Source organism: Xanthocytophaga agilis, assembly GCF_030068605.1.
GTDB classification, from domain to species: Bacteria; Bacteroidota; Bacteroidia; order Cytophagales; family 172606-1; genus Xanthocytophaga; species Xanthocytophaga agilis.
On record NZ_JASJOU010000008.1, the window covers coordinates 160,436 to 181,437 of the forward strand.

The window sequence follows — 21,002 nt, forward strand, 5'->3', positions numbered from 1 at the left end:
GAAGAAATTAGATGATTAAATAAAATGGAGTATTTCTTAACACTTTCTACAAAGACTAATAAATATGAAATCAGAACTACTTCTAAAAGTATTTTATTATATATTATGGGTTGTGTGAGTTAAAAGATAGGCTGTTTAATGTGATTAATCTGGCGCGAAAGTTCAAGTTGATTAAAGGATTTGACTAAACTTAAGGCAAGAACTTTTGACAAAATACAGGTTTTAAATCCATCAAAGGACTTGACATAGTTTCGTTCAATTAAAAACTGGTCTTTCAGTTGAGCATACGCTGGTTCTACCTTCATGTGTAGTTTGGTAATTAACTGGCTAGCTATACCCGCTCTCTTACACGATTCAACTCCCGGTTTGACAGATATATGCGTGGCGAAAAACACCTGCTGACATCAGAGGAAAAGAATGGATTCAATCTCTTTACTGGAAAAGCCAAATGTGGTACCTGTCACTTTATCCCACTGTTTAATGGCACAGTGCCTCCTTCTTTCCATAAAACAGAAAGTGAAGTATTGGGTGTACCTGCATCAGTGAATAGTTACGAAATTGATCCTGACCTGGGTAAATATATAACTACTCACTCAGATACGCATAAAAACGCATTTAAGACTACCACTATCCGTAATATAGAGTATACAGCTCCCTATATGCATAATGGGGTTTATAAAACGTTGGAAGAGGTTATAGACTTTTATAACAAAGGAGGTGGAGCTGGTATAGGCATTAATGTACCCAACCAGACGCTTTCACCGGATCAGCTTTCTCTTACAGAAAAGGAAAAGAAAGAGCTAATCGCTTTTATGATGACCCTGAGTGATGTGCCTCAGTCCATCAATACCATTGTCAGAAATGAATGAATAAAGTGTAACATTTTATATAGATTTTACCTTCTCAATGCCTGGGTATATCACTCAGGCATTCATATTTTAAAGTGCTCATAACATTTATGTACAAAAAGAGTTGTATATAGCAAAATAACGACCTATACATTTTTATTTTTTTCATTGAACTAGAAGTCATCCTCTCCAAAATATAGTAGCTATGTCCGCAAAAGTTCTTATTACAGGTGGTACAGGTCTTGTAGGCAAAAGACTTACTGAACTCTTACAACAAAAAGGCTATCAGGTTTCTATTGTGAGCCGGAAAAAAGAAAACATTCCTAATCTCACTGTCTATCAATGGGACGTACGAAAACAATACATAGAACCTGGTGCGGTAGAGAGTGCAGACTATATCATCCATCTGGCGGGTGCAGGTGTAGCGGATGAGCGGTGGACAGACGAGAGAAAGAAAGAAATCATAGAAAGCCGGACAGAATCAGCCCGATTGATACATGATACGTTACAGAAAACAGGACACAAACCCAAAGCTTTTGTATCGGCCTCTGGTATTAGCATTTATGGCGATGATCGTGGAGATGAGCTGCTGACAGAGACTTCTTCGTATGCCTCTACGTTTCTGGCCGAAGTGTCAAAAGTATGGGAAGCCTCTGCACAAACCATTGCAGATCTGGGTATCCGTACAGTCATGCTGCGTATTGGTATTGTGCTCAGTGATAAAGGGGGAGCCCTAGTCAAGATGACAGCGCCTGTAAAGTTTGGCGTAGGGGCGGCATTGGGGTCAGGCAAACAATGGACTTCCTGGATACATATCGACGATTTATGCAGGATGATTATTCATGCGATGGAGAATGAGCAACTACACGGTGCATACAACGCTGTAGGCCCTCATCCGGATACCAATAAAGAATTAATTCGTGTAGCAGCACACACTCTGAAACGCCCTCTATTTTTGCCAAACGTTCCAGCCTTTGCCTTAAAGCTTCTTGTGGGTCAGCTGGCAGATACGGTTTTGGGAAGTTTAAAAATCTCTAATCAGAAAATTGCGCAAACCGGTTTTACCTATCAATTTCCGGATTTGTCTACCGCCCTAAAAGACCTATTTCATACTTCTGACTGAGATTCAGCCCTTTTATCTGGTAGACTCTTTCTATTCCGCTTTTTTGCGTTATTTTTGCTCACCATAGGCAAAATCGCATAGTTTTGAACTTTTGCGGGTAAGATTGGGGTTTTACTATTCAAAAATTTACATTAGCTATAGATGAAATTAACGTTTTGGGGCGCGGCTCGTCAAGTTACGGGCAGTATGTTTTTACTGGAGTTAGAAGATGGCTATACAATTCTGATTGATTGTGGTACCGACTTAGATAAACAAAAAGTAGAAAGAGATAAATTATTGGGACACTATAGTTTGTTTCCATTTGAGCCATCTCAGATTAATCTGGTTTTACTTACACACGCACATATTGACCATTCCGGCAACTTGCCTAATCTGATCCGGGAAGGCTACGAAGGACAGATTCTTTGTACAACAGCCACTCTGCCACTGGCAGATTTGTTATTGCGGGATGCAGCCGCACTGAATGCCAAACGAGTAAAAGAACTGCAAAGTGAACCAGCCGGCAAAAAGAAAAAAACTTCCAAAAAGAAGTTTAGACCCAATCCACTGGAACTGTATCTTGAGAAACAGGTACACGAAACAACAGACCGATTTGTAACCATCGGCTTTAATCAAAAATTTAAAGTCAGCAAAACCATCAGTGTCACATTCATTCCAACCGGACATTTACTCGGAGCGGCAAACATAGTACTGGATATTGAAGAGAACGGAGTGAAGAAGAGCATTGGCTTTTCGGGTGATGTAGGTCGCAAAAATTATCCCCTTCTGCCAGATCCACAACGTATGCCTCAGGTAGACTACCTGGTTTGTGAATCTACGTATGGTGGCCGCAGACACGCAGATAAAGATGCTCCCGAAGAGGCCCTCGCAAAGATTATTAAGGAAACCTGTATTGACCAACCTGGACGTCTTATCATCCCAGCATTCAGTGTAGGACGTACACAAGCTTTATTGTTTGTATTAAACAAACTCTATACAGAAGAAGGGCTCCCTCCTATCAAGGTTTTCTCAGACAGTCCGCTGGCACTGGCAAGTACACGTGTATATGAAAAGAATATTGGCTTGCTCAACAAGGAAGCGAAGGAGTTTTATGAGGAACACGAGGAATTGTTTGACTTTGACAACCTGACCTATGTGCAGGATATGAAACAAAGTAAAGCCATTGCTAACTACAATGAACCCTGCATTATCATTTCCTCATCCGGAATGATTTCAGGAGGCCGGGTTGAGCACCACGTAATGACAAACCTCCCTAACCCGTATGCTACTATTCTGCTGGTAGGCTTTGCTGCAGAAGGAACGCTGGGCAATAAACTGCTAAAAGGAATGAGAAGCTTGTCTATCTCCAAAGACAAAGAAATTCCGATTATGGCTACGATCAAAAGTATAGACGTATTCAGCGGCCACGGCGACCTGGATGATCTTACAGACTTTGTAGAATACCAATCCAACGACAAGCTGAAAACGATCTTCCTGGTACACGGCGAACTTGAAAGTATGGAATCCTTTAAGTCGCATCTGCACTATCGGGGATACACAGACATCCAAATTCCTAAATGGGGCGATGAGTTTGAATTATAACAAAACAGGCACAATCTACATTGTGCCTGTTTTGTTATAATTATCCTTAAACTGCCTTTTATTTTTTTGGGTAGAATAGTGCAAGATTTTTATAAGGGAGTGTTCCACTCCTATTATCCTACAGAAAGGAATACATCCTATCTCCTTTTGGACGGTTCTCTTCCTTTTTGTCCTTCTGAAAGAATCTTGTGACAAGACCGGCGACCTTTCCAACTGGAGTATATTTTCTCTCAGAAACCAAGCATGGCTCTATTTGTCAAAAGTTTCTTTCAGAAGGACAAAAAGAGAGTGACTGTTTCTCTCAGAAGAACAGGAAGAAGGAATAATTCAAGAATAGAAAACAATCCTTTCAGAAAATAAATAAGCCACAAAGAGAGTTGTGCTAACTTTAATCGTGGAAGGAAGTGTAGGTGCGTAGGGCTTCTTTTTCCCGCGAGGTTGGTCTTTGGCCTGCGGGCGGAAGGATCGGGAAAAAGTGTCCTTTTTGGCCTACTTTTTTGGACAAGCAAAAAAGTAGGAGGTCAGTGGAAGAAAGATGAAAAGAAATCTGAGAAATCTCAGGAAGAGAGAATATTAAAATGTAGTAAGCACTAATCCAAAAGCTAAAGAACAGAGCAATCTTACTAAAAGAAGAGAGCCTATACTCTCGAAAGAATACAGGCTCTATCTTTTGATGATATAACTCAATGTTTACTATTGCCTGCCAAAGCTCCCATGCATAGCCAGCTTATTCGCGCCTTTTAAATTCTGAAGCATTTGCTGGTAAGCAGGTTTCTGCATTTCCTTTCCTAATAGCTTATATTCTGTGAGATAATTTCCTGCGCCAAAACGATTCAGATAAATCCACTCATCTTCTTCCACTACTTTTACCCCTTTTGCACGCAAATCTGTAAAAATTTTCTCCTTCGTTTTCTCATACTTCTTTACCAACTGGGTAAATAATTCATTGACCTTCAAAAATGTTTCTACCAGTTCGTGGTTTTGCATTAGTGCTTTGTAATCCTGCGGGTAATACTTTTGGGCATAAACCAGATACGACAAACAGAAAAATTTAAACTCCTGATGTGCATTGATAGCACTACACACATTTGAGAAATAGTCGTACCAATCTTCTGCATTGCCTGGTGTATTTTCTTCATACCAGCAATTCATATTTACATCCGTAAGTGTGCCATGATAGTAAGCAACCCACTCGTCCATTAACCCATAGATTCCCAACGTATTGGATGCGAGTGCTATGGATTCTTTGGGATTATAGATATAGGTATCAAAACGGAACGTACGTAAGTTTTTCGGAATGTTTCTTCCCATTTTTTCTGTTGGAAAGACATCTGTAAATTTCACTAAATGGTATTCATCACTTCCCAGATAATAACACATATAGTTTTGTGCATCCTTTGGCTTCAGCTTTCCTGCTAATAAAGAGGCATATCCGTGATTCATTTCGTGCACAATCGTCCCTAATGAGTTTCTGACATCAAATTCCGTATTGCCTTCTACATATTGATCATAGGGATGATGAAATGCCAGCGAGTCTACCTGTCGGAGTATTTTCCATCCTTCCGGATTGTATTTTTTAAGTAGTTCTACTGCATACGTTCTCTTTTCTTTCGGCTGGAGAGTGCGTTGAGCATAAGAGACATGGCAAAAAGCCGATAACACGATGGCTGTCAGCCATTTACAGTAACATAATTTGTGCATATCAGGAAGGATTTATTGCGTAACCCTTTGGCAGGTTACTTAATGAAAAGATATACTACAGAGAGGAGAAACTCAAATCAAGCATCCTTACTAAAAATATAAACATGTAAGTTTCTGATTTTATTGTATAGAAAGTAGTATATCTTTTCATTCCTGAAAGCATTGGCACTCAGAGGTGGTATAAATTCTTTTTAAAGGCTGCAAAGGTAGATTTTAGGCTGCACCTTCGCCTATTTTTCGGCCCGTAGCTTTTGCTACGCTCCTCAAAATTGTCTCAGTTCGCTCTAAAATTTACTCTTTTCGCCTCTTTAAAAATAATCTAAACCACCTCTCAAGCTTTTTTAGGAGGATTCTGGAAAGTTTTCCGCATAATGGCCACAACTCTGTCCAGATCTTCAGCAGTAAGACTCGATCCAGATGGAAGGCACAGTCCGCGATTAAACAAATCCGCGGCTACGTGGTTGGAACCATAATACGGATGCATCTCAAATACAGGCTGTAAATGCATCGGCTTCCAGAGTGGTCTTGATTCAATATTCTCAGCTTCCAGTGCCAGACGAATGTCTTCTCGGGTTACTCCTCCGGATAGTTCCTCATCAATGACAATACAGGTAAGCCAGCGATTACCCATACTACTTTCCAGTTCAGGAGAAAAGGATATAGCAGGAATATCTTTTAGGGCTTCTTTATAAAAATCAAATACTTTACGACGAGCCTCCACCCGTTGGGTAATCACTTCCATCTGCCCACGTCCAATACCGGCCACAATGTTGCTCATACGATAATTATAGCCAATCTGAGAATGCTGATAGTGAGGAGCCTGGTCTCGGGCTTGTGTAGCCAGAAAACGAGCCTTCTCTACCAAAGCAGGTTCGTCTGATAATAAGGCTCCACCTCCGGATGTAGTAATGATCTTATTGCCATTGAAAGATAAAATACCAAATTTACCAAACGTTCCCAAGGCTCTGCCGCGATAGGTAGCCCCCAAGGCTTCTGCGGCATCCTCAATGACTGGTATTCCAAACTCATCGGCCAGATCCATTAATTCCAACATAGAAGCAGACTGCCCATACAAATGAACAATAATCAAGGCTTTGGGTTTCTTGCCCAAACGAATCCGGTCTTTAATAGCCTGTCGGGTATGATCGGGACAGATATTCCAGGTACGGTAATTACTATCTACAAAAATAGGGGTTGCCTTCTGATATACAATCGGATTGGTTGTTGCAGAGAATGTAAAGGTTGGACACAATACTTCGTCTCCCTCTCCTATTCCTAATAATATCAGAGCCAGATGAATGGCTGCTGTTCCCGAACTCAAGGCAGCAGCTTTTTTGGCTCCGGTAAACTCACATAAATCTTTTTCAAAATTATCAACATTCGGCCCAAGAGGAGCAATCCAGTTCTGGTCAAATGCGTCTGCAATATATTTCTGTTCGTTTCCACCCATATGAGGCGGAGAAAGATAAATGCGTTTGTTCATGGTTTAATTGGTTAAATGCAATCGTTACTCCTCACTCTCACAAAATTCGGCCCGCCTTCTGGCAAAAATAATATAATTTTACAATTATCATTCTTTTGCTACTGTATTACCTATCTGACGAATCACACGTGCTGGCACACCCACAGCTACTGCAAAATCGGGTATATCCTGTGTAACAACGGCTCCGGCACCAATGACACACCACTCTCCAATACGAACACCCGGAATTACAGTAGCCGAAGCACCTATGTGTGTTCCTTTCCCTACCTTCACCCCACCACACAACGTTGCATTAGGAGAAATATGTACCAAATCTTCCAGTATACAATCATGATCTACACTGGAAGCAGTATTGATGATACAATGCTCTCCAACATAGGTATCTGCCTGTACTACTGCTCTGTGAAAGATTACAGTTCCGTCTCCAATACCTTTCACAAAGCGCGACACTTCAGCAGATGGATGAACAACCGTTCCAAAGCTATGAGTAATCCGTTGACTAAGAGTCTGCCGTATCCGGTTATTCCCTATAGCAATAATTACTTTCTCCTTATCCAATATCTGCGGATTATAGGCTCCAAGAAAAGGCATATTCTGAAATGTACGCAGATCCGGATTGTCATCAAACACTCCCAACACAGTTATTCCTCGTGCATCCAGACAATCAAAAATTACTTTTGCATGTCCGCTACCTCCATATAAAATCATAGATCTTGCTTAATTATTCAATTCTTTTTGAGAAGAAGTGTTAGTCCCTCTAAACTTTTCCATAGTAGCACTATTGTCTGCACTAATTCCCTCTCCCTGGATAATCTTCAGAATAGTTAGAAAGAAAATCTTTATATCCAGGGCAAGGCTTACATGATCGACATAGTATACATCATATTCAAACTTCTTTTCCCAGGATAGCATGTTGCGCCCGTTTACCTGTGCCCATCCTGTTATACCAGGCCTTACTTCATGACGTCGACGCTGCGTTTCATTATATAAAGGCAGATACTCCATTAACAAAGGTCGTGGCCCTATCAGACTGATATCCCCACGCAAAACATTGATTAGCTGTGGTAGTTCATCAATGGAAGTTTTACGCACCAACCGGCCTATTTTCGTCAGACGAATGGCGTCAGGTAAAAGCTCACCTGAAGCATCCCGCCTGTCATTCATTGTTTTAAACTTGATAATCCGGAACGGCTTGCCATGTAATCCGGGTCGCTGTTGTATAAAGAATATTTTTCCCTGGTTAGCAAAAGATAAAAGGATAGCAGCAGTCAGGCTGAAAGGCAATGTCAAAATCAATAAAACAACTGATATTATGCTATCTATCAGTCGCTTAAAATACATTCGATACATGAATTGTTTATTTTCTCTTACTGTACTGGTCTACAAATCTTACGATACTAAAAAATCAAAAGCCCCCGAAACTATATCCGGAGGCTCAAAGTAACATATTTTGTAGGCTTAGCTCAACTAAAAAAAATATTTTCTCTACATATAGTTATTTTCTAACCAGTCGTCTGATGGCTGTTGCATATCCCAGATGGAATCCTTCATGAAAAGAAACGTATTTGACTACATCCGTGATATTTCGGATTTCAATTCCATAGGTTGGAGAAACATAGGAATTATAGTTGTCAAACAGATTGGTTGAAAGGTCTTTTTCTAATTGATCAATTAGTGTTGTGAAGTAGTTTTTCAGAATATTAAACTCTTCCTGATCAATATAGGCTTCGGGTCTGGTCCCATTCTTATACTTCAGAATGTATTTTTCTTCAATCAGTGGCTTCTGATTGGCAAACTGGTAACATAGAATTTGCTGACTTGCTACCAGATGTCCCAGATGCCAGACAAGATTATTATTAAATCCAGTAGGGACTTCATTTAAGGTATCCAGTGATAGCCCATCCATCAGTTTGATAAAATTTCTTCGGGAGGTCTTTATAACATCAATAACTTTTTCCATGAAATGTGAGCAGGTAGGTTTTCTGAATGATAAAATTGTCTAAATAGCTAATACAGGCTATTTATGGCTTGAATTTATTCATCTTTTCTGACAATGCCCAACGGGGTCCCAAAGCGTAAGGAGCCATAGCCGGATGTACCACCAGTTTCCAGTCCTCATCTAAAATGGAATGTATAGCTGTAAACATCTGTTCAGCAGCTTCCCGATAAGGCATCCCACCTATTCCTGTACAAAGGCTTGGAAGTGCGATATGACGTATTCTTTCTTCACAGGTGAAGTTATGTGTCAAAACAGCCTGAAGAGTGGCTCTCATAGCAAGATACGCATGTATAGTCTTCCCGACATTGCCAGGAATACGCATAGTAGGAGCTACAATCAGATAAGGATAGGGTTGTCTTTTCATTTCCAGAATACCCGCCATTCCAACCGGCATCTCACCAAAGTAATGATGACGAATGTATTGTTGAGCCTTCCGTTGAGCCTCTCCATTATAAAAATCATCTATTACCTTATCTAATCCACCACTCATATCACCAAAGCTGTTGGCAGGGCTAACCAGTGCATCAGCAGTTAGATTCAGTATATTTCCCTGAACAACTTCAACCCTTTTCTCATCCGCAAATATTTCTGCAAAAACCTGTATAATCTCCGGATTGGTATCACAAATTGAAATCTTTATTTCCTGATCTGATAAGCCTTTACCAAAGGGCTTATATATAGATAAACGCATGCGTTTTAGAAAAGTGTAGAGTTGGAACCACATAATAAGCAGTGCTCCTCACAAATGATGCCATTGAAGAAGATGAAAGTCAGATTTTATCTTTTATTGAACTCCTAAGGCGCCAAACGGGACTACTTCAGGTGCATTAATATCAAAATCTGTTAACCGACTGCGGGGTATTTCGGAAAATTCAGTCCGAAAAGGAGATATCAGTCCAGCAAAGCCATTGTAGAAACCCAGTCTGAACTGAAATGTATTAAAAGTAAGGTTTTCATTGCGCAAACGTATGCCTATCCCATATCCCTGGTAAAGAGGTACCTTCACCACTTCTTTGCTACTGGTTCCTATCCATCCCAGATCTACATAGCCAAACATAGCAACCTGAAAGCCTAATATGTTCAATGGAGTAAAAAGAACTGTTTCTATATTCAGAACCAAACTCTGTTGGCCTCTAAGTCCGACATTGGTAATTCCCCGAATACCGTTTGCATTATTAATGTCAATATATTCTCCGTTAAACCGCCCGAATCCTCTTGTGTACCGAAGATTTATAAATTGGCGAAGTTGAGACGTTCCCACAGTAAGCAAACGGCTAAAGTAATTTACTTCGCCTCTCCATGCTCCCTGTTCCCATAGACCATTCCGGATATAACTTCCGGCATTAAAACCCAGAAGCAGATATCCAAAACGCTGAAAGTACTGCCCATGTGCCATCTTCATACCTATGTAACTGCGCACGCCAAACTCACGCCTTTCCATACCCGTTGTAAAAGATACCAGGCTTCCATAAGGCACATCCTCGGTTCGTCCAAAACCATAAATTAATACATCTCGCAGATAATTACGGGTAGAGAAACCAATACTATATAAATTTAGCCATCTATGCTGATATAGTTGATTTGTATCTGCACGAACCTCAGGACGTTCCCAGTAACGATTTCCAATTACTCTGGCAGCCAAAACCATCCGGGTACGTTCGCCTGTCCATTGCGTACGAAATGCACGCCCCAACCAGAAATCTGCATAGTCATATCCTACAGGAAATACTTCCGAATCTCTGATAAAGGGATTGGATTCCACATATATCCTATTCCGGCTTAGTTCTAAACCACCTGCGTATTTCATATTGGGTGTTAAAAACTTACGCTGAGCGATTACAGCATACCGTTCCTGAGTCCATCTATTTACATATTGCAGCGTACCAGAAATAAAGGTTTTTCCAATATAGGGTACCCGATAAAGACTCTGAATGCCCCACCCTCTTGGTTTATGGGTATAGGGATGAGGTGCCTGACTATAAGAAATACCCAATGCTTTTTCATGACCTAGTCCCAGGAAATTCAAATCGTCTACATTCACTCCTATGGTCTGCTGAAAATCTGTGTCAATACTCCCATTAATAGACCATACATCCTGAGTTACTACCAGGATATCCACGGTATCTGAGCGACCTTTACGCGGAACAGCGTAAATCCTGGCATCCAGCAGGTTGGGGGTCAAACGCAAAATACGTTCATTGTCACTAATCATAGAAGCCACAAATGGATATCCGCGCTGAAACATCAGGCTTTTTCGTATTACAGCTTCCCGGGTATCTCTATGCATAGTGTTACCAGCCTTTTCAAACCAGTTGGCAGGCAAACGCAAAGTATCTGTTACGCGGGGGCCAAACGGATCTAGACGTTGAATCTGAATGTTTCCTATAAAGCTTCCTTCATAGGTACAATTAGGATCTATAGGAGAGGTAGGCGTACGACTTACAGTCCGACTGTAAGGGTCCCGGAACAGAAATTCAAACACAGCCCGGCTAAACCGGTGCTTTTGCATTTTGCGTTTTAACTTCTTATATAAGAGGGTTGTATCTATTCGGCTTTTTGCAGCATCTGCACTATCCAAACGTAGTTCTTTGAGCAAAATCTTTTGATTTAATGAATCCGGATCAGAAACAGCATCTCCCTGTTGAGCCATACATGGATGTATACATCCGGCACAACAGAAAAACATCAGTAACCTTCCTAGATATCTTTCAAAAAATCTACACACTTGCCCTTATCTGTATTTGGAAATTATTGTAATTTATTATGCGCCCACAACTGGCTTTATCGAATTAGTAGAATTTTTCTGGTTTTGTAAATTAACACAAAAACCGGGCCTAAGAAAGAATTAGATAAATAATATTTAATAACAAAAAAATCCTTTTCCCAAAAGAAAAGGGCTTGCGAATATCGCAAGCCCTTTTCTTTTGGGAAAAATCAAAAATTACTTAGTGCAAAACTCGTCGAATGCCATTACCAGATGGTCAGCAATCATTTTTGCATTACGGCCTTCAATGTGATGGCGCTCAATAAAATGAACCAGTTCTCCATCTTTAAACAAAGCGATAGAAGGAGAAGATGGAGGATAAGGTAGAAAATATTCACGGGCCTTTGCTGTAGCAGCTGTATCAACTCCTGCAAACACAGTAGCAATCTTATCTGGTTTTGCACTGCTACTTTCCAATGCCAGTTTTACACCTGGACGAGCAGCTCCAGCAGCACAACCACAAACAGAGTTTACTACTACCAGTAAAGTACCTTGCTGGTTTTCCAAAGTATTAACTACGTCCTCAGGGGTTTTCAATTCTTCAAAACCCGCTACGGTCAAATCTTGACGCATAGGAGCAACTAATGGTTCAGGATACATAATATATGAATAATGGTTAATTGTTGTTTCTACTTTAACTATATAAAATTACATAAAGCCAAGTTCCAGTTTGGCTACCTCAGACATCATGTCTTGCGAGTAAGGAGGATCGAAAGTGAGTTCAACCTGCACATCATTGACTCCTTCAATCTCACGTATCCGCTGTTCTGCTTCCGAAGGAATCGTACCAGCGGAAGGGCAAGACGGAGAAGTAAGGGTCATTTGTACATATACATTATTAACAGGGTATATCTTTATATCATAGATCAGACCCAGTTCATAAATATCTACAGGGATTTCCGGATCATATACTGATTTTAATGCCTGTACTACTTGTTCCTTTAAATCATTGTCATCCATATTCTTAAAGAATGTATGTGAGTAAACAGCTTGTATTTCTCTTTACTCATGGTGGTTTGGTTTAATTACTCATGGTAGAGTAAGCCAGAGCATATAATTTCATTTGTTTTAGCATAGCAAACAAGCCATTTGCCCGTGTTTGAGCCAGATGTTGTGCCATACCAATACGATCTATAAAATACAGTTCTGCCTTTGCTATTTCTTCTGGAGTATGTCCGGACAAAACACGAATCAGCAGTCCGATCAATCCTTTTACAATTACAGCATCACTTTCTCCCAGAAACATAACCTTATCATCCTGCATCTCTGCATGCAACCACACCCGTGACTGACATCCTTTGATAATGTTTTCTTCTGTTTTATACTGAGAGTCAAGTGGTGGTAACTTTTTGCCTATATCAATGATATAATCATACTTACCTTCCCAGTCATCAAACAATGAAAACTCATCAATGATCTCATCCTGTATTTCGTTTATCGTCATTTGCTCAATAGCTTGATATGTATTAACTCAATAGCCTGATTTAAAAGGACTTTTTTCTTATTCCTATTATCCCAACTTCTTCTTTATCTTATGTAAGCCCTGTACTAATCGATCAATCTCCTCTTTTGTATTATACATCGCAAAAGACGCGCGGGAAGTTCCCAGAATACAGAACCGATCCATCAGAGGTTGTGTACAATGGTGGCCTGTCCGCACTGCGATACCATCATTATCCAGCATAATTCCTATATCCTGATGGTGAATGCCCTCCAGAACATATGAAATCACACTGATTTTCTCTTTAGCCTGCCCTATAATTTGTAAACCATCAATTGACTGTAAAGATTCCGTTGCATAGGTAAGCAATTCATGTTCGTACTCACCAATCACAGATTTTCCAATAGTGGTTACATAGTCAAGTGCAGCTTTAAACGCAACGGTATCTGCAATATTAGGTGTACCTGCCTCAAATTTATAGGGAAGATCATTATATGTAGTCTTACCAAAAGATACCTCGCGGATCATCTCTCCCCCACCCTGATAAGGAGGCATAGCATCCAGCAATTCTCTTTTACCATACAATACCCCTACTCCAGTTGGACCATATACCTTATGGGAAGAAAACACATAAAAGTCTGCATCCAGATCCTGTACATCTATATCCAGATGGGCAGAAGCCTGTGCGCCATCTATCAACACTTTAGCACCATACTGATGGGCTTTGGTAATAATTTCTTTTACCGGATTGATTGTTCCAAGGCTATTGGAAACATATACAACAGCAACAATCTTTGTTTTCTCAGAAAGCAGTTTCTCGTATTCATCCAGCAACAAATCTCCCTGCTCATTGATAGGTATCACTCTGAGTGTTGCGCCTTTCTCTTCACAAATCATCTGCCAGGGAACAATATTCGAATGGTGCTCCATCCCTGAGATAATCACTTCGTCTCCAGCTTTCAGATTCTGGCGTCCATAGGTCTGAGCAACCAGATTAATTCCTTCTGTAGTCCCTCGGGTAAAAACAATTTCCTCCCGCTGTGCTGCGTTGATAAAAGCCTTTGCCTTGTCACGGGTAGCTTCATACTCAGCAGTCGCTTTCTCAGCCAAGGTATGTATACCCCGGTGAATATTGGCATTAAACTCCATATAATACTGGCTTAATGCTTCAATAACAGATAAAGGCTTTTGGGTGGTTGCTGCATTATCAAAGTACACCAGAGGTTTACCATGAATGGTTTGATTCAGGATAGGAAAATCTTTCCGAATATCGATTACATCAAAAGTGGCGATCATAAAATAAAATAGAAAAGTATACTAGATAAAAAACAGCCTTTACAGGCACTCCCTCACTACAACACCTGATTTTCTAGCATGTAATCATCCGGCATTATAGCCATTATAAAACAAGTTCAACCGGAAGTTTCCGGTTGAACCAATATATCATTTTATAGGAATCGGTCTGCAATCCAACGATCTACGTGTGTATGTACCTCTTCCAAAGTCATATTTTGTAATACATCGTCAGCAAAGGCACGCATAAGCAATGCTCTGGCACTTTCAAAGCCGATGCCTCTTGACCGAAGGTAAAACAGCATTTCATCATCTAACTGACCTACAGTAGCACCATGTGAACATTTGACATCATCCGCAAAAATTTCCAGCTGAGGTTTTGTGTTCATGGCTGCATCTTTGGAAAGAACCAGATTCCGGTTAGACTGGAATGCATTGGTTTTCTGTGCATCTGGCTTCACATAGATCTTTCCATTGAATACCCCTGTGGATTTCCCATCCAGAATACCTTTGTACAACTCATTACTGAAAGAATTAGGCTGCTGATGGTCTGCCAGTGTATGGTTATCTACATGGCAATTTCCATTCAACAGATATAATCCATACATATGAGCATCAATGTTTGATCCGGCCAACACCATATTGAGGTTGTTACGAATCAAGGCACCATTCAATGAAACAGTGTGGGAAGTAAAATGGCAATCACGGGCTAATTGCGCCTGTGTAGTACCCACAATATATGCTTGTTCAGCTTCATTTTGCAGAATATAATGCTCTACAGAGGCATTCTCACCCACTACTATTTCTGTTACCACATTGGTAAAGCTATGCAGCTCTCCAATGGTATGAAAAGCAGTTACAAACTTAGCCTGGCTGCTACGTCCTGCCACGATCAGATTACGTAATTGCGAAAGCGGGGCAACCTGCTGGCTATCACTTATAAAATACACATATACAGGCGCTTCCAGTACTTTCTTATCAGGCACATAGGCAAATACTCCATCTTCAGCAAAAGCTGTGTTCATTGCTGTTAATGCATCTTTTTGGAAATCAGCATATTTAGCAAAGTGAGCCTCCACAATTTCCGGATACTTGTTTAAAGCTTCCTTAAAGGTAGTTACCACAATACCTTCAGCTTCCTGAGTAAGTACAGACAAGGCAGGCTGATAGGCACCATTTACAAAGACCAAAATGCTTGCCTTTTCAGTAGGGATGATGCTATCCTGTAGTTGTTCAGCGGATATATTTCCGACTGCATTGGGTACAAAATCCTGATTTACTACAGGTTTCAGGTTGGTATATTTCCACTCTTCGTTTTTAATCGATGGAAATCCCAGCGTTTCAAAACGGGTTAGCGCTTCCAGACGAACGGCTGTTACTACTGCATTTTGTTTGGATACAGTATCAAAGGTTGATATGACCCGCTCTGCCAGGGATGATTTATCAATAGTTTGAATAGACATATTTCATATAAAGATTAAAGGTACTGATCAGGCTGACTTTACTACATGTTGGCTTATTACAAACCTGATATAGCTGTCAGATAGAAACACAGAAAGATTACTAGGCAGTTACTTCTGCTTTAATCCAGTCATATCCTTTTTCTTCCAGTTCCAGCGCCAGTTCTTTTGTACCTGATTTTACGATCTTTCCTTTATACAATACGTGCACAAAATCAGGCACGATATAGTCTAACAAACGCTGATAGTGCGTTACCACAATGATTGCATTGTCTTTTGAGCGCAGTTTGTTTACGCCTTCAGCCACAATACGCAGTGCATCTATATCCAGCCCTGAATCTGTTTCATCCAGAATAGCTAGTTTTGGTTCCAACATAGCCATTTGAAATACTTCATTGCGTTTTTTCTCTCCGCCTGAAAATCCTTCATTCAGTGCACGCTTCAACAATGTATCATCAATATTGACCAGCTTCATTTTTTCCTTCATCAGCTTCAGGAAATTTACTGCATCCAATGCTTCTTCTCCACGTGCTTTGCGAATTTCGTTTATAGCAGTCTTTAAAAAGTTAGTCGTACTTACACCTGGTATTTCTACCGGATACTGAAATGCAAGAAAAATTCCCTTTTGCGCACGTTCTTCAGGCGAAAGTTCCAACAAATCCTCACCCAGATAGTTAACCGAACCATCTGTTACCTCATAAGCTTCACGTCCAGCTAATACAGATGCCAGTGTACTCTTTCCTGATCCATTTGGTCCCATAATAGCATGTACTTCGCCTGGCTTCACTTCCAGATTCAATCCTTTCAGGATTTCTTTTTCTTCTACTCGTGCGTGTAGGTTATTGATTGTCAGCATAAATATGTGTAGGAATAGATAAATATAATATCTGCAAAAATATAAGGCGTATCACTTCGGATACAGCTTTCTCAAACGTCTTATTTAAAATAATTTTAAACAAAAACACAAAAGTAGCGGATTTTGTTCGGAACAGCGAGAATACCATGAAAAATAATCTCAAATGCTCATTTTATATTTTTTTCGCACACAACATGCAAGCATGTTTTCTATATAAATTCAATTTTAAGAAACAACCTGAATACACATATAATGCTACTTTTTCCTATTTTTAAGCACCCGATACTTCACATAACAAACACAAACCAAACATACCCATGAAGAAATTGTACGGCATCTTTGCTCTTATATCCCTTCTATTTTCATGTCAATCCAAACAAAAAGCTGATCTTATAGTCTACAATGGCATCGTCTATACAGTAAACGAGAAATTTGAAGTAGCAGAAGCACTGGCAGTAAAGGATGGAAAAATACTAGCTGTAGGAACAACCAAAGACATTCTCAATCAATATGAGGCTCCAGATAAATCAGATGTTCAAGGCCAGGCTATATATCCAGGATTTATTGATGCCCATTCCCATTTTTATCGTTATGGCCTAGGCTTACAGACAGTGGATCTTACAGGTACTAAAAGCTGGGATGAAATTATTCAGAAAGTGGCTGAATTTTCAAAAAATAATCCTTCAGAATGGATTATAGGCAGAGGTTGGGACCAGAATGACTGGGCTGTAAAAGAATTTCCAAGTAAAGAACGGCTGGATAGCCTGCTACCTAACAAACCTGTTATTTTAACCCGAATCGATGGACATGCTGCCATTGTCAATCAAACCGCTCTGCAAAAAGCGAATATTAAATCAGGCCAAACCCTTACAGGAGGTACAGTAGAAGTTCGAAATGGGAAGCTAACAGGTATCCTGATAGATAACGCAGTGGATCTGGTTGGTAGAATTATTCCTGCATCAGACAAGTCGGATATTGAAAAAGCATTGCTGGATGCACAGCAGAATTGCTTTGCTGTAGGATTAACTACTGTTGACGACTGTGGTCTGATGGCAAACGAAGCAGAGGCGATTGATGCACTGCAAAAAAGTGGTAAACTTAAAATGCGGGTTTATGTTATGCTGAGTGATGATTCTACTAATTATGCTCGTTACCTACCCAAAGGCCCTTATAAAACAGACAAACTAAACATTCGAAGCTTTAAAATTTACGGTGATGGGGCGCTGGGATCAAGAGGTGCCTGTCTGCTTCAGCCTTATGCAGATCGTCATGACTGGTCAGGATTTTTACTGAGTAAACCTGAGCATTTCCGTAAAATAGCTCAGCTATTAGCCAATACCGATTTTCAGATGTGTACTCATGCTATCGGAGATTCTGCCAATCGGGAAATTTTAAAGATTTATGGCGAAGTACTCAAAGGTAAAAATGACAAACGTTGGAGAATTGAACATGCACAGGTTGTCAATGAAAAAGATTTTGCAATGTTTGCCAACTATAATGTGGTTCCATCGGTACAACCAACTCATGCTACTTCTGATATGTATTGGGCAGAACAACGTCTGGGCTCTTCCCGTGTCAAATATGCCTATGCATACAAAGATCTGTTGAAACAAAATAACTGGCTTCCATTAGGTACAGACTTTCCAGTTGAAGATATTAGTCCGTTTAAAACCTTTTTAGCCTCTGCATTCCGTGTAGATGCCAAAAGATATCCACAGGGAGGCTTTCAAAAAGAGAATGCCCTTACACGTGAAGAAACGCTTAAAGGCATGACCATATGGGCAGCCAAATCTAATTTTGAAGAGAAGGAAAAAGGCAGCCTGGAACCTGGAAAATTTGCTGACTTTATTATTCTGAATCAGGATCTGATGAAAGTTGAGCCACAAAAAGTGCTGGACACAAAAGTAATTGCAACTTTTATTGGAGGAGAGCAGGTATATAAAAAATAGTAGCTAAATTTAAAATTATCCCCAACAATCCTTTTCAGGATACTTAGTTGGGGATAATTTGTTTGGCACAATTTACATCGTGCCAGAAGATACTATTCTTTACTGTACGACCAGCAGGATACAACAACCAAGTTCCTATCAGAATATAAATTATCCACTTTCTCTTTTTGGAGAGTTGAGGCAATACAGTATCCAGAATGGCAATAAATCCAGCTATTAGCCAAATATACCCAGGTACAACAAATCGATCTATTTCACTCAGTGTGCCTCCTATACCTATCATAGAAAGGATATACGACCATCCCAGAAAATTAGTCTGAAAGGCAAAGGATTTTACAGAGAGCCTCTTATAAAAAAGAAGCAGCCCTGTACCGATCAGCCATCCAGTTACCAAAATAACTTTTAGGCTAAAGTACATGCCAACAGGTACAATCCAGTTTCCTACAGCTTCAATATAGGAATACAATGTCTGATCTAAAGAAGCAACAAATACATTATCAACAAAAGAAGGATTGACTTCAACCTGGGTATTTCTCCATAACCAGATTAATACCCCAATCCAAGAAAGTGCTATGTAACAACCTGCTTTTTTTACATCACGCTGATTAAAATACAGCATTATTCCAAACAAGCCTACAACACCAATTCCCACCAATCGCTGCAAACACAATAAGTTACTTACAATGATCAATCCGATGAGTAAAGACCATTTGGGAGATTGCTGATACTTCTGAAATAACCTATACATCCCCAATGCTAACCATACAAATAATCCTTCAGACCAGACAAAGACATTCACCAGCATTATGGGTGTCCCAACAGCAATCCCAATCAGAAGAAAGGCTCTCAGAACTTTATCCATAATCGTTGAACTAACTATACAGTAGGTTAGATAAATTATTCCAAGTAAAACACCTCCTTGTCCAATTTTTATAAGAAATCCATTTGCTCCAAAGAGAGCCAGGAATACCGGATAGAGAGGTGGCCAGTTCGAGTAGAGACTGCCATCTGCGTTTCTTAATACACCATCCTGTAAGAGACTTGAAGCAGCACTAAGGTAATGCTGTGAGTCATAGGTACTCCCTAAACCACACCATGTACTATACCCATACATTACCCCGCTTACGCCTAAACATAACAACACTACCAACCTAAAATTCGCAAAAAAGTTAATAATTGTCATAAGAAAAATATCTATACAATACGCCAACAAAAGGCTATTATCACCCTATACGTCGATTATAATACCGAAAATATCTATTTCCAGCAATTGCTTTTAGCTTTACGATTAACTATTAAGTAGTTTTGCAACAAAAATAATCTCACTACTGCTTTAACTTTTTGCTTTATCTACACATACAGAGATAATCCCTGTAACATAGCCTGTTTAATAATATAATCAAAAGGTAGTCTCGACTATAAAATTTAAAATTCATGAAAATTAGTGGATTTACATTTGTCAGAAATGCGGATAAGCTTTATTACCCAATAAAAGCATCAATAGAGTCTATTCTACCAATTGTGGATGAATTTGTAATAGCTCTAGGCAACTGTGATACAGATGATCAGACACGAAAGGAGATTCTTACAATCAAATCTGACAAACTAAAAATTATTGAAACAGTGTGGGACACCACTGCCTATCCAAGGGGAATGGAACATGCACACCAAACAGATATTGCAAAAGAAGCATGTAAAGGGGACTGGCTTATTTATCTGCAGGCAGATGAGTTGATTCATGAAAAATATCTTCCTACCATTCAGAAGGCCTGTGCTCATTATCTAAATGATACAAATGTTGAGGGCTTTTTGCTAAAGTACCGTCATTTTTATGGAGATTATCAACATTACTTTGACGGTTATGGCTGGTATCCCCGTGAAATACGTATCATCCGAAATATCCCAGAAATTCACTCTTACATTTCAGCGCAGTCATTTAGACGAATTCCTAATTTTGATGGTAAAAACTATCGCATCAAAGAAGGGACTTTTAAGCTTAAAGTGATTTTGCTGGATGCATATATTTATCATTATGGTTGGGTAAGACCACCTCGTTATATGCAGACTAAAAAGAAAGCATTTGATACAACTCATCATGGGGCATCTCATGTATCAAAAGCATATGCCAATCAGCCACAGGAATTTGATTATGGAACTTTGGGAAATCTGTCTATCTTTAAAGATTCACACCCTGCTACCCTACAATCCTGGATAGCAAAGTTTGACTGGGGGCATAAATTAAACTACACAACGAAGGTGAATCCGGATTTTCCACGTCATAAACATGAACAGTTGAAATATCGTATTCGAACTTTCATTGAGAAAAAAGTTCTTTGTTTCAAAGATAAAGAACTTGGATATAACAACTGGAAGATTATTAGCAAGTTTCCTGGTTAATACTGATAAGAAGCTATCCATCCTATCAATTCTATAGAATCCTTATCTGAGCTAAAAAGGGTAGTGATTCAATGTTGAATCACTACCCTTTTTATAAGCAATACAAG

The 21,002-nt window shown here is 39.7% G+C and carries 20 protein-coding genes; 5 read left to right on the forward strand and 15 right to left on the reverse strand.

Features of this window, described 5'->3' with window-relative positions; genetic code table 11:
* Nucleotides 1-119 precede the first annotated feature (119 nt).
* Nucleotides 120-305, reverse strand: coding sequence for a hypothetical protein (locus QNI22_RS22180; protein ID WP_314514037.1), 186 nt, complete (start codon nucleotides 303-305; stop codon nucleotides 120-122).
* Between the two features lie 72 nt (nucleotides 306-377).
* Between QNI22_RS22180 and QNI22_RS22185 the strand changes: the two genes are divergently transcribed.
* The 3 genes from QNI22_RS22185 to QNI22_RS22195 all read left to right on the forward strand — a co-directional run bounded on the left by QNI22_RS22185 (nucleotide 378) and on the right by QNI22_RS22195 (nucleotide 3,552).
* Nucleotides 378-869, forward strand: a complete 492-nt coding sequence (locus QNI22_RS22185; RefSeq protein WP_314514038.1) for a cytochrome-c peroxidase — start codon at nucleotides 378-380, stop codon at nucleotides 867-869.
* Nucleotides 870-1,053: 184 nt separating this feature from the next.
* Complete coding sequence (locus QNI22_RS22190; protein ID WP_314514039.1) at nucleotides 1,054-1,971, forward strand: TIGR01777 family oxidoreductase; 918 nt, start codon at nucleotides 1,054-1,056, stop codon at nucleotides 1,969-1,971.
* Nucleotides 1,972-2,112: 141 nt separating this feature from the next.
* The gene (locus tag QNI22_RS22195) at nucleotides 2,113-3,552 is read left to right on the forward strand and encodes an MBL fold metallo-hydrolase (protein ID WP_314514040.1); all 1,440 of its coding nucleotides are present in this window, start codon (nucleotides 2,113-2,115) and stop codon (nucleotides 3,550-3,552) included.
* A 693-nt stretch (nucleotides 3,553-4,245) separates the two neighbouring features.
* On the opposite strand, the gene QNI22_RS22200 is transcribed toward QNI22_RS22195, so the two are convergent.
* The 13 genes from QNI22_RS22200 to sufC all read right to left on the reverse strand — a co-directional run bounded on the left by QNI22_RS22200 (nucleotide 4,246) and on the right by sufC (nucleotide 16,549).
* Nucleotides 4,246-5,253: a hypothetical protein gene (locus tag QNI22_RS22200; RefSeq protein ID WP_314514041.1), complete on the reverse strand. Its 1,008-nt coding sequence runs from the start codon at nucleotides 5,251-5,253 to the stop codon at nucleotides 4,246-4,248.
* Between the two features lie 331 nt (nucleotides 5,254-5,584).
* Nucleotides 5,585-6,736, reverse strand: a complete 1,152-nt coding sequence (locus QNI22_RS22205; protein ID WP_314514042.1) for a DegT/DnrJ/EryC1/StrS family aminotransferase — start codon at nucleotides 6,734-6,736, stop codon at nucleotides 5,585-5,587.
* Between the two features lie 87 nt (nucleotides 6,737-6,823).
* The gene (locus QNI22_RS22210) at nucleotides 6,824-7,444 is read right to left on the reverse strand and encodes an acetyltransferase (protein ID WP_314514043.1); all 621 of its coding nucleotides are present in this window, start codon (nucleotides 7,442-7,444) and stop codon (nucleotides 6,824-6,826) included.
* Nucleotides 7,445-7,453: 9 nt separating this feature from the next.
* On the reverse strand, nucleotides 7,454-8,086 hold the full coding sequence (locus QNI22_RS22215) for a sugar transferase (RefSeq protein ID WP_313985427.1): 633 nt from the start codon (nucleotides 8,084-8,086) through the stop codon (nucleotides 7,454-7,456).
* A gap of 145 nt (nucleotides 8,087-8,231) precedes the next feature.
* Complete coding sequence (locus QNI22_RS22220) at nucleotides 8,232-8,696, reverse strand: DinB family protein (protein WP_314514044.1); 465 nt, start codon at nucleotides 8,694-8,696, stop codon at nucleotides 8,232-8,234.
* 61 nt (nucleotides 8,697-8,757) lie between these two features.
* On the reverse strand, nucleotides 8,758-9,426 hold the full coding sequence (locus tag QNI22_RS22225; protein ID WP_314514045.1) for a macro domain-containing protein: 669 nt from the start codon (nucleotides 9,424-9,426) through the stop codon (nucleotides 8,758-8,760).
* A gap of 93 nt (nucleotides 9,427-9,519) precedes the next feature.
* On the reverse strand, nucleotides 9,520-11,385 hold the full coding sequence (locus QNI22_RS22230) for a BamA/TamA family outer membrane protein (protein ID WP_314514046.1): 1,866 nt from the start codon (nucleotides 11,383-11,385) through the stop codon (nucleotides 9,520-9,522).
* 291 nt (nucleotides 11,386-11,676) lie between these two features.
* Nucleotides 11,677-12,099, reverse strand: coding sequence for a BrxA/BrxB family bacilliredoxin (locus tag QNI22_RS22235; RefSeq protein ID WP_313985414.1), 423 nt, complete (start codon nucleotides 12,097-12,099; stop codon nucleotides 11,677-11,679).
* A gap of 48 nt (nucleotides 12,100-12,147) precedes the next feature.
* Nucleotides 12,148-12,459, reverse strand: a complete 312-nt coding sequence (locus QNI22_RS22240) for an SUF system Fe-S cluster assembly protein (RefSeq protein ID WP_314514047.1) — start codon at nucleotides 12,457-12,459, stop codon at nucleotides 12,148-12,150.
* 61 nt (nucleotides 12,460-12,520) lie between these two features.
* Nucleotides 12,521-12,943, reverse strand: a complete 423-nt coding sequence (locus tag QNI22_RS22245; RefSeq protein ID WP_314514048.1) for a SufE family protein — start codon at nucleotides 12,941-12,943, stop codon at nucleotides 12,521-12,523.
* Between the two features lie 66 nt (nucleotides 12,944-13,009).
* Entirely contained in the window at nucleotides 13,010-14,236 is a 1,227-nt protein-coding gene (locus QNI22_RS22250) for a SufS family cysteine desulfurase (protein ID WP_314514049.1), read from the reverse strand.
* Nucleotides 14,237-14,388: 152 nt separating this feature from the next.
* Complete coding sequence (gene sufD, locus QNI22_RS22255) at nucleotides 14,389-15,696, reverse strand: Fe-S cluster assembly protein SufD (protein ID WP_314514050.1); 1,308 nt, start codon at nucleotides 15,694-15,696, stop codon at nucleotides 14,389-14,391.
* Between the two features lie 100 nt (nucleotides 15,697-15,796).
* Complete coding sequence (gene sufC / locus QNI22_RS22260) at nucleotides 15,797-16,549, reverse strand: Fe-S cluster assembly ATPase SufC (protein WP_314036447.1); 753 nt, start codon at nucleotides 16,547-16,549, stop codon at nucleotides 15,797-15,799.
* A 317-nt stretch (nucleotides 16,550-16,866) separates the two neighbouring features.
* Here sufC and QNI22_RS22265 point away from each other — a divergent pair, with 317 nt between their 5' ends.
* Nucleotides 16,867-18,498: an amidohydrolase gene (locus tag QNI22_RS22265; RefSeq protein ID WP_314514051.1), complete on the forward strand. Its 1,632-nt coding sequence runs from the start codon at nucleotides 16,867-16,869 to the stop codon at nucleotides 18,496-18,498.
* A 43-nt stretch (nucleotides 18,499-18,541) separates the two neighbouring features.
* Here QNI22_RS22265 and QNI22_RS22270 read toward each other — a convergent pair whose 3' ends face one another.
* A complete protein-coding gene (locus tag QNI22_RS22270) occupies nucleotides 18,542-19,681 on the reverse strand; it encodes a hypothetical protein (RefSeq protein ID WP_314514052.1) in 1,140 nt (379 codons plus the stop codon).
* Between the two features lie 251 nt (nucleotides 19,682-19,932).
* On the opposite strand from QNI22_RS22270, the gene QNI22_RS22275 reads away from it, so the two are divergent.
* Nucleotides 19,933-20,895, forward strand: coding sequence for a glycosyltransferase family protein (locus tag QNI22_RS22275; RefSeq protein WP_314514053.1), 963 nt, complete (start codon nucleotides 19,933-19,935; stop codon nucleotides 20,893-20,895).
* The last annotated feature ends 107 nt before the right edge of the window (nucleotides 20,896-21,002 follow it).